This window comes from Rhodococcus indonesiensis, from assembly GCF_047782815.1.
GTDB lineage: Bacteria > Actinomycetota > Actinomycetes > Mycobacteriales > Mycobacteriaceae > Rhodococcus > Rhodococcus indonesiensis.
This window is the reverse complement of sequence record NZ_CP180630.1, coordinates 333,581-346,027: the sequence shown is the minus strand read 5'-3', so window position 1 is coordinate 346,027 and position 12,447 is coordinate 333,581. Positions and strand designations below refer to the sequence as shown.

Below are 12,447 nucleotides of genomic sequence, written 5' to 3'. Positions count from 1 at the left end.
TCACCGCACGAAACGGATCGCCTGACTGACGTTGTACTGCCGGCGCTCGTCGATCCGGAAACCGGCCTGCACGAGCCCCGCGTACTCCGGGGTCGACTCGAACCGGTGCGGTGGGAGCGTCCACCACTGATTCGACGTGTGGTAGATCCGCTGTTCGGTCGTCCGTTCGGCGTCCGCGAAGAACCACACCACGTCGCACGTGGACAGCCGGGCCGCGACCGTCTGGAACGGGAGGTTCTCGTCCCACAGCCAGCCCTCGGCGGCTGCGGTCCGTCCCAGGCCCGGATCACGGGTGCCCGCGAAGGTCTCCGGTCCGGCCGTGATCACCAGCCGCTGCGACGCCGGGTTCCATGCGGCTCCGCCGAACAGCACACAGTCACCGGGCTCGAGCCGGCCGGCGACATCGTGGTTGACCGTGCTGAAATCCATGCCGCTGGGGTCGGACCAGGCGGAGCGCTGCGCGACGAACGACGGCACGGTCAGCAGCACCAGCGCACCGGTGACACCGACCGTCGCCCAGGTCCGCACGGCCACCGCAGCGACGGCGGCCCCACCGACCAGCGCCACCGCGGGCGTCGTGAAGGTCAGGTACCGGTCCAGGTAGACCGGGGTCGCGACGAGTGAGTACGCCACGAGCATCGCCATCGGCAGCACGATCCACGGAACGGCCACCGCGAGAACACCGTGTCGCCGCATCGGCGTGCGTCGCCGCACCGCCGCGACGGTTCCTGCGACGACCAGCACCGTGAACGCCGCCGCGAACCAGGGGGCGCCCACGAACCACTGGTACTCCCACACGATCCGCGGCAGGTTCCGGTCGAGGGGCGGAATCCACGACGTCTGCCCCGCCTGGGCGAACGCTTCGAGCACGAGCGGGCTCGCCGCCGCCGATCCCGCCACCACCGCCGCCGCCCACGCCGGTCCGCGGCGCCGCAGGTCGCCCCGCCACGCCAGGGTGATCAGGTGTGCCGGCACCAGCGCGATCGTGTACAGGAACAGCACCACCGACAGCGCGAGCGCGGCGGCGTACAGCAGCCACCATCGGAGCCGGCCCGACTCGCACGCCACGAGCAACAGCACGGTCAGCCACACGGCGACGGCCGCGGACGGGGCGTAGCTGCGGGCCTCGACCGCAGCCCACGTCACGCGGGGCAGCAGCAGGAAGACGACACCTGCGAGCACGCCGAGACGCCGGTCCGCGAGCATGCACCCCAGCACCACCACGCCGCCGGCCGCGGCACCCACGGCCAGGATGCTCGGCACCCGCGCCGAGAACTCGGAGGCCCCGAACACGGCGAACCAGTAGCGCATCCCCACGTAGTACAGGCCGTGGACGACGTCGACGTTGTCGAGCACCCGGTCCAGGTCGACGCGGGAGCGCCGGGCCACCGAGAGGGTGGCCAGCTCGTCGTACCAGAAGGAGGGCCGCCACGACCCCCACGCCGCGGCGATCGAACCCAGCAGTGCGACGAGAACGGCATCCCGCGCGCACGCCGTGGTCCGACCGACCATCCGCTATCGCCCGTACAGGCGGGCCCAATTCTCCCGGCTGGTCAGCTGCGGCGCGGCCTCGCGATACCGCAGGGACACCGCGGGGGTCTCCTGCTTCAGGGCCTGCAGCGCACGCATACCGCGCCGGAGCAGTGCGACGGCCCGCTTCTTGTCCCGCTTGCGCACGCGGACGCCTTCCTGGGAGGCGTCGGTGACGACGGCGTGCGAGAACAGCGAGACGTGCCACCAGTGCGCGTCCGACGACGGGACCGCGACCGGATGGGCCGGGAGGCGGCCCCGCCACTGGTTGAGGGCGCGTTTGGCGAGCACCGCCCACTCGAGGCTCTTGCGCGGGTGCGGGCCGGCCGGAGTGATGAACATGTCGGCCGGACGCAGGCCCGGCACGTTGTTCGCGTTGTGGCGGATGGTCTCGCCGTATTCCGCGCGCTCACGCCGGATGGCGGCCGCGGCCTCCATGCCGCCGTCGTGCAGGAATTCGGGTCCGCGCAGGAAGTCCTCGACGGCCTTGATCAGGGTGAAGGCCATGCCGTACTGCATGGAGACGAGGTAGCGGAACAGGTCGGTCCGCAGCTGCTTGGCGAGTGCCTTGCCGTCGAGTTCGGTGTGCAGCGCGGCGGTGATCATGGCGTTGCGGAGGTTGAAGTAGCGGTGCCACTCGTCCCAGTCCTTCCACGCGAAGTCCGCATGCCACACCGCGGCGCCGGGCAGCGTGACGGTCGCGACGCCGTTCGCCCGCGAGCGGTAGCCGTACTCGATGTCGTCCCACTGGAAGAACAGGGGCAGCGGGTAGCCGACCTTGTCGACGACCTCGGACGGGATCAGGCAGGACCACCACCCGTTGTAGCCGGCGTCGACCCGGATGTCCTGCTGCTTCTTCAGCGTGCTCTTGTCCGCGAGCGCATTCTTCACCTCGAGGCCGGCCTGCAGGCGCTGCAGGTCGGCGACCTCGGCGCCGACGTGGACCCGGTCGGGGTGCAGCAGGTACAGCATCTGTGCACCGACGATGGCGGGTTCGACGGTGCAGTTCGCGAACATGTTGAGCCGGACCACGGCTTCCGGTTCGCACAGGACGTCGTCGTCCATGAACACGATGTTGGCGCCGGGGTTGCGCGCCGACCCGGTGACCTCGTACAGGCCGCGGGTGAATCCGCCGGCGCCACCCAGGTTGGGCTGCGTGATGTAGACGAGCTTGTCGCCGAGCTCGGATGCGACGCGCCGGAACTCCTCCCGGGTCTCGACGCGGTCGTTGCCCTGATCGATCACATACACCGACTGCACGTCGGCCAGCGCGATCGGGTCGTCCGCCATCGCGGCCAGCGTCGCCGCACAGTCGTCGGCGCGGTTGAAGGTGCAGATGACCACCGCCGCAGGCCGCAGCGTCTTCGGAGCCGGCACCGTCCACCGGGCGTTCGCGACGGTCAGTTCGCCGGAGCCGGTCGAGATCCGGGCGAACAGGGCACCGCCGTCGACGAACCGGTCGACGGGCGTGGACACCGTCACCGATGTGGGCGTGCCGTTCGACGACACGGCTGTCGTGGCGACGATCCGTCGCCGGCCGCGGGCGTCGGTGGCGACCAGCTCGAGGCGGCCGTCCCCGTCGACCTCGGCGACGAACGCGACCTCGGTGACCGCGGTCCAGCGCTGCCAGTAGCTGGCGGGGAATCTGCCGAAGTAGGTGTCCGTTTCGATACGGCTCCGGCGGCCGAGGCGCACGCGGGTCCGCTCACGGTCCACGGTCCCCTTGGCGGTGACGTACATGTCGTCGCTGACCAGCGGAGACGGCCCCGCGAACAGTGCTCGCTGAGCGGTCTGCCGGGCTGCAGGGCGCTCCGGGACGGACGAACCGTCGGCTGCGGTGCCGACCCCTCCCGTCGGTTCGATCGCAGCGAATTCGGCCTTGTCCATCCGTCGAAACACCTTTCGGAACCTTGCTGCCCCCCAGGACACAACTCGTCCCAGGCTACCAACGGGCCGCAGACCGCCGGACCTTGCCGCGGATCTGCTGCGCGCCCGGCCGGCCGGCCGGGGGCACACCCCCGTTATCCTTGGCCTCTGCCAACCCCCTGCCGACCTCTGGAGCACATGTGACGTCCGCCGTCGAGCCCGCGACGCGGCGGCAGCGCCGGCTCTGGGGCACCGTGGTGGCGGCGACGGTGACGGTCACCTACCTGGTGATCCTGACGGCCGACGATCGGTGGTTCTATACCGACGACACCGAATCGGGCGCGGTACCGAACTGGATCTTCCTGGGCCGGATCCTGCGGACCGGACAGTTGCCGAGTCTCGTACCCGAACAGTGGATGGCCGGGAACTACCCGGTCGAGGGACAGGGCGGCCTCTGGAATCCGCCACAGTTGCTCGTCAACCTGATCGCACCGTCGGTCGACAACATGGTGCTGCTCGCGACGGGCGTGAAGTGGGCGTTCTCCGTCGTCCTGGCGCTGGGCGTGTACCGGATCTGCCTGGAGTACGGTGCTCGCGCGCCGTGGGCGGCGGTGGCCGGCGCCGCGGTCCCCTTCACCGGGTTCGCGCTCTTCTACGACCAGGCGACCTGGGTCACGGCCCTCACCGGCTCCGCCTGGCTCGCCCAGGCGTGGGCGAGTTCCCTGCGCTACCTGCGCGGCCGCTCCGGTCCCCTGCCGGCCTTCGCATTCCTGTACCTCGCGATCAGCGTCGGCTACGTCTTTCCCGCCCTCGTCGCCGGGATCCTCACCGGCTGCCTCGTGATCGGCGAACGGATCCATCGGAACTCGTGGCGGCCGTCGCTGCGACTGGCGGTCGTCGCGGGCTGTGCCGCCGCGGGCGGGCTGATCACCTATCTGCCCGGGGTGCTGTCCAGCTCCGTCACGTGGCGCTCGGATCAGGGTTTCCAGAACGACAACTTCCTCACGGCGCCCTGGTCGGACACCCTCAACTCAGGCATCCCTTCGGCACTGCCCGGCATCGAGGCCTGGTTCGGGGAGGTGCAGCCGTTCCCCGTGACCTACATCGCGTGGTTCGTCGTCCCGGCGCTCGCCTTCGTGGACTGGAAGACCGTGCACCGGTCCGCACGCAGCCTGGCGGGCGCGCTGATCTTCCTCGTCGCCATGCTGATGGCGACGGCGGGACCCAGCGTGATGGGGCCGTTGCGCTGGCCGGCGCGGCTGCTGCCGATGGTCGCCCTCGCGACGCTCGTGGTGGTGTGCGTGCTGCTCAGCCGCCACGGCACACTCCGCGGCATCCGGGTCCGCGCGGGCGCGGCGGCGACCCTCGTGCTGTTGATGACGCTGCGCTCCGGGTCCTCGTCCCCCGAGTTCATGAATCGTCACCTGCTGTGGGCGGGTGCCGTCCTCCTCGTCGGGGCCGTCGTCCTGTGGGCCGCGCTCCGCGCCGGCGAGCGGGCGGTCGCGGCGATCCTGCTGCTCTCGGCACTGCCCGTCGTGTACTTCCAGGTGGCGTCGACGACACCGCACCCGCTCGCCTGGGATCTGCCCGCCCGGCAGTCCGTCGCGAAGGAGAACTTCCCGGACCGGCCGGGCACCACGCTGCAACTCGCCGACCGCGAACTGGTGCTGCCGTGGACGGCGAACCCGGAGGGCGTCTACCGCTCCCTGGTGTTCGGCAACTTCGCCAAGTCCCTCGACGAAACCTACGTCAACGCCTACACCCCCATCGGCTTCGAGGAGTTCGCCTTCCACCTGTGCATGCGGCACGACGGTTCGAGCTGTGCGGACGCGTTCGCCGCGGCCTTCGCCACCGAGTCGAGTACCGATCGCACGTACGTGGACCTGATGCTCGTGGATCGGGTCGTGCTGCAGCGCCGGCAGTATCCGGACGCCGACTCGGAGCCGGCGCCGCCCGGCTGGCGCTGGGTGCAGTCGCCGCCCGGGTCCGCGGACGCCGTGGACGCGGTGATCCTCGAGCGGATCGACGGACCGGTCAGCGGCCGGAACGGACGCATCTCCTTCACCGAGGGAGTCACCGCGACCACGGTGGCCGAGGACTACGCGACGAGCCGGGTCCGGGTCGATTCGGTGGACGGCGGACGCGTCGTCTTCGCCCGGCTGAACTGGCCCGGCTACGCGGTCACGCTGGACGGCCGGCCGCTCGAGCCGCGGTCGGTGGACGAGATGTTCCTCGCGGTGGACATCCCCGCCGGCACCGACGCGGGGGAACTCGTCGTGAGCTGGACCCCGCCGGGACAGGGGGTCGGATTCGTCGGACTGGGCCTCGGCCTCGCCGGTGCCGCGACGATGCAACTGCTGTACCTGCGAGACCGGCGGAAGGCCCGGCGGGAAGGTACGGACGAGACCGCGGTGCCCGTGGCGGCCGCTACGGTGAGCTGAAACTACGGTGAGCTGAAACTACGGTGGCTCGAACTACCGGGGGCTGAGACGCGACCGGAACAGGGTGTAGAACACCCGCCGCTGGAGTGCGGCGAGTTCGGCGCGGCGATTTCCCTGCCACACGTCGGCCGCCCGGAGCCCGCCGGGCAGTTGTCCGGCCACCCACCGGTGGTAGGCCTTCGCCTGCCGGGCCTGCTCGGCGACGAGGGCCACGCTCCACTGACCGGCACTGACCCGGAACCCGCCGACGACCTGCCGGAGGGCATACAGATCGCCGTGGAACAGCACCTTCGTGTAGGAGGCCATGTCGATGAGGTAGGGGAAGCGGCCGTCCCATCCGCCGGCCCGTTCGAGAGCGTCGCGCCGCATCGTCACGCACATCGGCTCACCGAAGACGTTGGTGCCCAGCCGCACCGTGCGCCGGATCGCCTCCTCACCCGGCACCAGGCCCGACAGTCCCTGGAGCCCGCGGCCGCCGATCATCTTCGTGCCGCGCGCGTCGAGGATGTCCCGCCGCGACGCCACCGCCACCGCCGACGGGTGCGCATCCAGCGCCGCCACCTGCGCGGCGAGGGCACCCGGATAGAGCAGGTCGTCGCCGCACACCAGCTTGACGTACTCGCCCGTGGCCTCGGCCGTCACGCGCTGCCAGTTCCGGGGCGCACCACCGCCTGCGGGGGTCGACAACAGGGTCACGCGTCGATCGTCGGCGTACTTGCCGAGCAGGTCGGCGGTGCCGTCGGTGGAACTGTGGTCGGCGACGATCAGCTCGAAATCCCCGAAGTCCTGCCCGAGCACGGACTCGACCGTAGCCTCGATGTACGGCGCGTTGTTGTAGGCCGGAATCACGACGGAGAGTTTCGGCCTCGTCACTGCTGCTCATCCCGTTCTCGAAGGGGCCGGCGCGGGGCGGGCCGGTGGACGGCGCCACCGTACATCGGCGCCGCCCGCACCCGAAAACAGCCCCGTCCGGCGTATACACTCCCGACTTGTGAGCAGCGACGACGGGGCGGGGACGGGCACGCCACACCGCGTGTCGATCGTCGTGCCGGTCTACCAGGGCGAACACACCCTGGGCGAGCTGCTCGAGCAGATCCTTCCGTGGACCGAGGTCACCCTGACGCCCGGCGGCCGTCCCATGGTGGTCGAGGAGGTCCTGCTCGTCCACGACAACGGCCCCGACGATTCGGCTCGCGTCATCCGGGAACTGTCCGCGAAGTACCCGTTCGTCGCGGGGGTGTGGCTCAGCCGGAACTTCGGCCAGCATCCGGCGACGCTCGCGGGCATGGCGTCGAGCGGCGGCGAGTGGATCGTCACCCTCGACGAGGACGGCCAGCACGACCCTGCCGCCATCGGCGGCCTGCTCGACACCGCGCTCGACGAGGGTGCGACCGTCGTGTACGCGAAGCCGACGAACGCGGCACCGCACGGCGCGCTGCGGAACGTGGCGTCCAGGGGATCCAAGTGGTTCCTGGCCCGGGTGCTGTCCGTCTCCGACAGCCCCGACTATCAGAGTTTCCGTCTGGTGCTGGGCGAGGTGGGACGATCCCTCGCCGCCTACGCGGGTTCGGAGGCCTATCTCGACGTCGCGCTGGGGTGGATCGCGGGGAAGGTGAGCACGAGCCCGGTCGCACTGCGCGAGGAACAGGGACGGGCGTCCGGCTACCGGCTGCGCACCCTGCTGTCGCACTTCTGGCGGATGGTGCTGTCGAGCGGAACCAAGGGCCTGCGGATGGTGAGCCTGCTGGGCGTGGTCCTGGCCGTCGGCGGTCTCCTGTGGGCGGCGTGGGTGCTGGTGTCCTACCTGTTCCTCGGCAACCGCTTCCCGGTGCAGGGCTGGGCTTCGACGACGGTCATCCTGCTGCTGGGATTCGGTGCCGTCCTGTTCTCCCTCGGGGTCATCGCCGAGTACGTCGGGGTGGCGGTGAAGACGGCGATGGGCAAACCGCCGTATCTGATCGTCAGCGATCCCGGCTCCGGCCCGCTGGGCCGCACCCAGCGGTATCCCGACCTCGAATCCTTCCGGAGGGGGTAACCGTGCCGGCGCCGACGTGGGTCGTCGGAAGCGGTGGACTGCTCGGTTCGTGGGTGACCCGGGAGTTGCGTCGCCGCGACGTCCCGGTGGCGACGAGCGTGGTGCCGTGGGACGAGCCGGAGCAGGCCCGTACCGTGCTGCTGGCCGATGCGGACCGGTTCGTCCGCGGCGCCGGGGGCGGGCCGTGGCGGGTCGCGTGGTGCGCCGGCGCCGGCGTGAACGGTACGACGTCGGAGGCCTTCGCGGCCGAGAACGCCCTGCTGGGCGACGTGCTCGACGGACTCGCGCACGCGGCCGGCGGCAGCGCCGAGCGCGGGACGGTGTTCCACGCCTCGTCGGCGGGTGGGGTGTACGCGGCCGCGCCGGGCGCTCCGCACTCCGAGTACAGTCCCACGGCCCCGCTCGGTCTGTACGGACACGCCAAGCTGGCCGCCGAAGCCGTCGTCACGGATTTCGCGCGCGAGACGGGCGCGACCGCGGTGGTCGGGCGCTTCGCGAACCTGTACGGCCCGGGTCAGAATCTCGCCAAGCCGCAGGGTCTCGTCTCCCACCTGTGCCGCGGGTATCTCACGGGGACGCCGGTCTCGATCTACGTCTCGATGGACACCCTGCGGGACTACCTGTTCGTCTCCGATGCGGGCGAGATGGTGGCCGACGCCCTCGCCCGGGCGGAGGCCGAACCGGGCGGAGTGAGCACCAAGATCTTCGCGTCGGGCCGGTCGGTGACGATCGGCGCGATCCTGGGCGCCTGCCGGACCGTCTTCCGTCGTCGCCCCAACGTGGTGCTGGCGTCGTCGCCGCTCGCGTCGGTGCAGGGCCGGGACCTGCGGTTACGGTCGGTGGTGTGGCCGGAGCTGGACCGTCGCAGTCATCGGCCGCTGCCGGCCGGTATCGCCGCGACGCTGGAGGCGACCCGGCGCGCCATGGGTCAGTCGGCCCGGCCGAGTGTGCGCTCGCCGGAGCGGGCGTAGGCCTGTTCGGTCGCGTCCTTCTGCGGCCGCCACCAGTGCTCGTGCGTGCGGTACCAGTCGATCGTCGCAGCCAGGCCCTCACGGAAGTCGCGGTAGCGCGGCTGCCAGCCGAGTTCGGTGCGCAGCCGGGTCGCGTCGATCGCGTAGCGCAGATCGTGGCCGGGCCGGTCGGTGACGAAGTCGAAGTCGCCGCGGTCCCTGCCGCACAATTCCAGGACGGTCTCGACGACGGTGCGGTTGTCGGTCTCCCCGTCCGCGCCGATCAGGTAGGTCTGCCCGATCTCGCCCTCGTCGATGATCGTCCACACCGCCCGGTTGTGGTCGTCGACGTGGATCCAGTCCCGCACGTTCGCCCCGGTGCCGTACAGCTTCGGCCGCACCCCGTCGAGGACGTTGGTGATCTGCCGCGGGATGAACTTCTCCACGTGCTGGTACGGGCCGTAGTTGTTCGAGCAGTTCGAGATCGTCGCCGCCACCCCGAACGAGCGCACCCACGCCCGCACCAGCAGGTCCGAGCCGGCCTTGGTCGAGGAGTACGGACTCGACGGGTTGTACGCGGTGGCCTCGGTGAACCGCGCCGGATCGTCGAGGTCGAGGTCGCCGTACACCTCGTCGGTGGAGATGTGGTGGTAGCGCACCGAATGCCGGCGCACCGCCTCGAGCAGGGTGAACGTGCCGATCAGGTTGGTCTGCACGAACGGCGACGGATCGGTCAGGGAGTTGTCGTTGTGCGATTCGGCGGCGAAGTGCACCACCAGATCCGACTCGGCCACCAGCGCGTCCACCAGGTCGGCGTCGGCGACGTCGCCGCGGACGAAACGGATCCGCTCGGCGACCGGGTCGAGGGAGGCGAGGTTGCCGGCGTAGGTGAGCTTGTCGAGCACCGTGACCTGCGTATCGGGTCGTTCCGCGACGGTCTGGTGGACGAAGTTCGCACCGATGAAACCGGCACCGCCGGTGACGAGCAGCCGCATGCGGCAACCCTACCGGCGGTGCGTTCGTTGGTCCGCGTCCACCCCGGATGGGAGACTGCCCGTCATGCGCGGAATCATTCTCGCCGGGGGCACCGGGTCCCGACTGCATCCGATCACCCTGGGAGTGAGCAAACAGCTCGTGCCGGTCTACGACAAGCCGATGATCTACTACCCGCTCTCGACGCTCATGCTCGCCGGGATCCGCGACATCCTGATCATCACCACCGCCGAGGATGCCCCGCAGTTCCATCGGCTGCTCGGCGACGGGTCGCGCTACGGGGTGAACCTGACCTACCGCGTCCAGCCGGAACCGAACGGCCTCGCCCAGGCGTTCGTCCTCGGCGCCGAGCACATCGGCAGCGGCAGCGTCGCCCTCGTCCTCGGCGACAACATCTTCTACGGTCCTCGCCTGGGCACCCAGCTCACCCGTTTCGCCGACCTCGACGGCGGGGCGGTGTTCGCCTACCGCGTCTCCGACCCCAGCGCCTACGGCGTCATCGAATTCGACTCCGACGGCCGGGCCCTGTCGCTCGAGGAGAAACCCGCCACCCCCAAGTCGAACTTCGCGGTGCCCGGACTGTACTTCTACGACAACGACGTCGTCGCCGTCGCCCGCGACCTGCGCCCGTCGGACCGCGGCGAATACGAGATCACCGACATCAACCGCACCTACCTCGAGGCCGGCCGCCTCCAGGTCGAAGTCCTCCCCCGCGGCACCGCCTGGCTCGACACCGGCACCTTCGACTCGCTGCTCGACGCCGGCAACTACGTCCGTACCATCGAACAACGCCAGGGCCTGAAGATCGGCGCCCCCGAGGAGGTCGCGTGGCGACGCGGCTTCATCACCGACGACGAGCTGCGCGCCCTGGCCGCGCCGCTGGTCAAATCCGGCTACGGCAGCTACCTGCTCGACCTGCTCGACCGGGAAGGACACTGACGGTGCACTACCGCGAACTGAAGATCCCCGGCGCCTTCGAGATCACCCCCCGCCAGTTCGGCGACGACCGCGGCGTGTTCTACGAGTGGTTCAAACAACCCACCTTCGCCGACGCCGCCGGCCGCCCGCTCGACCTGGCCCAGGCCAACTGCTCGGTCTCCGCCGCCGGGGTGCTGCGCGGCATCCACTACGCCGACGTCCCGCCCGGACAGGCCAAGTACGTCACCTGCGTCGCCGGGGCGGTCCTCGACGTCGCCGTCGACCTGCGCATCGGCTCCCCCACCTTCGGCCAGTGGGACGCGGTCCTGCTCGACGACGTCGACCGCCGCGCCCTCTACCTCACCGAGGGCCTCGGCCACGCCTTCTGCTCCCTCGCCGACGGCTCCACCGTCGTCTACCTGTGCTCGACCACCTACAACCCCGACCGCGAGCACGAGATCGACCCCTTCGACCCGCAGATCGGCATCGACTGGCCCACCACCGGCCGCGACGGGACACCCCTGCACTACGAACTCTCCGACAAGGACAAAGCCGCACCGTCGCTCGCCGACGTCGTCGCCGCCGGGTCGCTGCCGCGGTACCTCGGGTGAGCGCGCAGCCGGTGTCCTCCCCCGATCCCGTCACCGAACCCGCCGGCGCCCCCGGCGGGATGACGGGGGCGCCCGGTCCGCTCATGCGCCTGTTCGAGAACCAGGCCGTGGCGTTCCTGCTGGTGGGGGCGTTCAACACCGCGCTGGGCACCGCGTGGTTCGTCGTGTGGCAGCTCGCCGTCGGCGACACCCTCGGCTACCACTTCGCGATCGTGGCGGGCTACGCCTCCAACGTGCTGTGTGCCTTCTCCACCTATCGCTATCTGGTGTTCCGGGTGCGCGGTCACTTCCTGCGCGACCTGTGGCGGTTCGTGACGGTCAACCTGAGCGCATTCCTGCTGAACCTCGCCCTCATGACCGTGGCCGTCTCGGCGCTCGGGTTCCCGCCGATTCCGTCGCAGATCGTGATCACCGTCGTCACCGCGACGGCGAGCTTCTTCGGCTACCGGGACTTCTCCTTCCGTCGCGCCAGGCACGGCTGAACGCCGCCCCGAGGGGACGCATCGTTCCGCCACGGAGCCGAGCGACATGGTCGCTCGCCCCGCCTCAGCGCAGGCGGAAGATCACGGCGCGCTGCACCACGAAGTTGATGACGGTGGCCGTGCCCTGCGCGACGACGAACGCCAGCGGCACGCGCCACCACTCGTCGGGCAGTGCGTCGTACAGCACGTAGTTGATGCCGACCTGGACGGCGTAGGTGATCGCGTACAGGATCACCACCGCGACGAACCGCGCCCGGCTGGGCTCGGCCTTGAAGGTCCAGCGCCGGTTGATCAGGTACGCGGTGGTGGTGCCGGCGACGAACGACAGCGACTTCGCGACATTGACGTGCAGCCCCACGGCGAGCAGCAGCACGTAGAGACCGAAGTCGACGATCGCGGACAGCCCGCCGGTGAGGACGAACCGCACGATCTGCGTCTTCAGATCGAGCGCCTCGTCCGCGGTGCTGTCGGTGACGGGGATCTCCACCGGCAGGGGGGCATGATGCTCCGGCTGCGTCTGCCAGTGCGGGTGCTGCGGATGCTCGGACACGGGCGACAGCCTATGCGAGCGGCGCGGGCGTCCCCGCTGCGCGACGGAGCGCAGCCGGACGCATCCGGCAA

Annotated in this window: 11 protein-coding genes; 6 read left to right on the top strand and 5 right to left on the bottom strand. The window is 70.4% G+C overall.

The features are described from left to right. Together ACM26Y_RS01555 and ACM26Y_RS01550 are read right to left on the bottom strand one after the other, a co-directional pair. Nucleotides 1–1,512 carry a glycosyltransferase family 39 protein gene (locus ACM26Y_RS01555; protein ID WP_416062477.1) on the bottom strand — a complete coding sequence of 504 codons (1,512 nt, stop codon included), beginning with the start codon at nt 1,510–1,512 and terminating at the stop codon, nt 1–3. 3 nt (nt 1,513–1,515) lie between these two features. Further along, the gene (locus tag ACM26Y_RS01550; RefSeq protein ID WP_416062476.1) at nt 1,516–3,417 is read right to left on the bottom strand and encodes a glycosyltransferase; all 1,902 of its coding nucleotides are present in this window, start codon (nt 3,415–3,417) and stop codon (nt 1,516–1,518) included. 179 nt (nt 3,418–3,596) lie between these two features. On the opposite strand from ACM26Y_RS01550, the gene ACM26Y_RS01545 reads away from it, so the two are divergent. Next, entirely contained in the window at nt 3,597–5,837 is a 2,241-nt protein-coding gene (locus ACM26Y_RS01545) for a hypothetical protein (protein ID WP_416062475.1), read from the top strand. Nucleotides 5,838–5,870: 33 nt separating this feature from the next. On the opposite strand, the gene ACM26Y_RS01540 is transcribed toward ACM26Y_RS01545, so the two are convergent. Then, the gene (locus ACM26Y_RS01540) at nt 5,871–6,710 is read right to left on the bottom strand and encodes a glycosyltransferase family 2 protein (protein WP_416062474.1); all 840 of its coding nucleotides are present in this window, start codon (nt 6,708–6,710) and stop codon (nt 5,871–5,873) included. Between the two features lie 160 nt (nt 6,711–6,870). On the opposite strand from ACM26Y_RS01540, the gene ACM26Y_RS01535 reads away from it, so the two are divergent. Beyond that, on the top strand, nt 6,871–7,872 hold the full coding sequence (locus tag ACM26Y_RS01535; protein ID WP_054372850.1) for a glycosyltransferase: 1,002 nt from the start codon (nt 6,871–6,873) through the stop codon (nt 7,870–7,872). Nucleotides 7,873–7,874: 2 nt separating this feature from the next. Next, the gene (locus ACM26Y_RS01530; protein WP_289378960.1) at nt 7,875–8,843 is read left to right on the top strand and encodes an NAD-dependent epimerase/dehydratase family protein; all 969 of its coding nucleotides are present in this window, start codon (nt 7,875–7,877) and stop codon (nt 8,841–8,843) included. Here the strand turns inward: ACM26Y_RS01530 and rfbB are convergent. Then, entirely contained in the window at nt 8,801–9,817 is a 1,017-nt protein-coding gene (gene rfbB / locus ACM26Y_RS01525) for a dTDP-glucose 4,6-dehydratase (protein WP_416062473.1), read from the bottom strand. The two genes, ACM26Y_RS01530 and rfbB, sit on opposite strands and share 43 nt — an antisense overlap. Before the next feature lie 64 nt (nt 9,818–9,881). On the opposite strand from rfbB, the gene rfbA reads away from it, so the two are divergent. The 3 genes from rfbA to ACM26Y_RS01510 are packed head-to-tail and all read left to right on the top strand — an operon-like array spanning nt 9,882 to nt 11,826. Further along, on the top strand, nt 9,882–10,754 hold the full coding sequence (rfbA, locus tag ACM26Y_RS01520; protein ID WP_054372857.1) for a glucose-1-phosphate thymidylyltransferase RfbA: 873 nt from the start codon (nt 9,882–9,884) through the stop codon (nt 10,752–10,754). A 2-nt stretch (nt 10,755–10,756) separates the two neighbouring features. Then, nucleotides 10,757–11,344 carry a dTDP-4-dehydrorhamnose 3,5-epimerase gene (gene rfbC / locus ACM26Y_RS01515; RefSeq protein WP_054372859.1) on the top strand — a complete coding sequence of 196 codons (588 nt, stop codon included), beginning with the start codon at nt 10,757–10,759 and terminating at the stop codon, nt 11,342–11,344. Next, the gene (locus ACM26Y_RS01510) at nt 11,341–11,826 is read left to right on the top strand and encodes a GtrA family protein (protein WP_289378968.1); all 486 of its coding nucleotides are present in this window, start codon (nt 11,341–11,343) and stop codon (nt 11,824–11,826) included. The genes rfbC and ACM26Y_RS01510 overlap by 4 nt, the downstream gene beginning before the upstream one ends. Nucleotides 11,827–11,890: 64 nt before the next feature. Here ACM26Y_RS01510 and ACM26Y_RS01505 read toward each other — a convergent pair whose 3' ends face one another. Continuing rightward, nucleotides 11,891–12,313 carry a GtrA family protein gene (locus ACM26Y_RS01505; RefSeq protein WP_052033982.1) on the bottom strand — a complete coding sequence of 141 codons (423 nt, stop codon included), beginning with the start codon at nt 12,311–12,313 and terminating at the stop codon, nt 11,891–11,893. Nucleotides 12,314–12,447 lie beyond the last annotated feature (134 nt).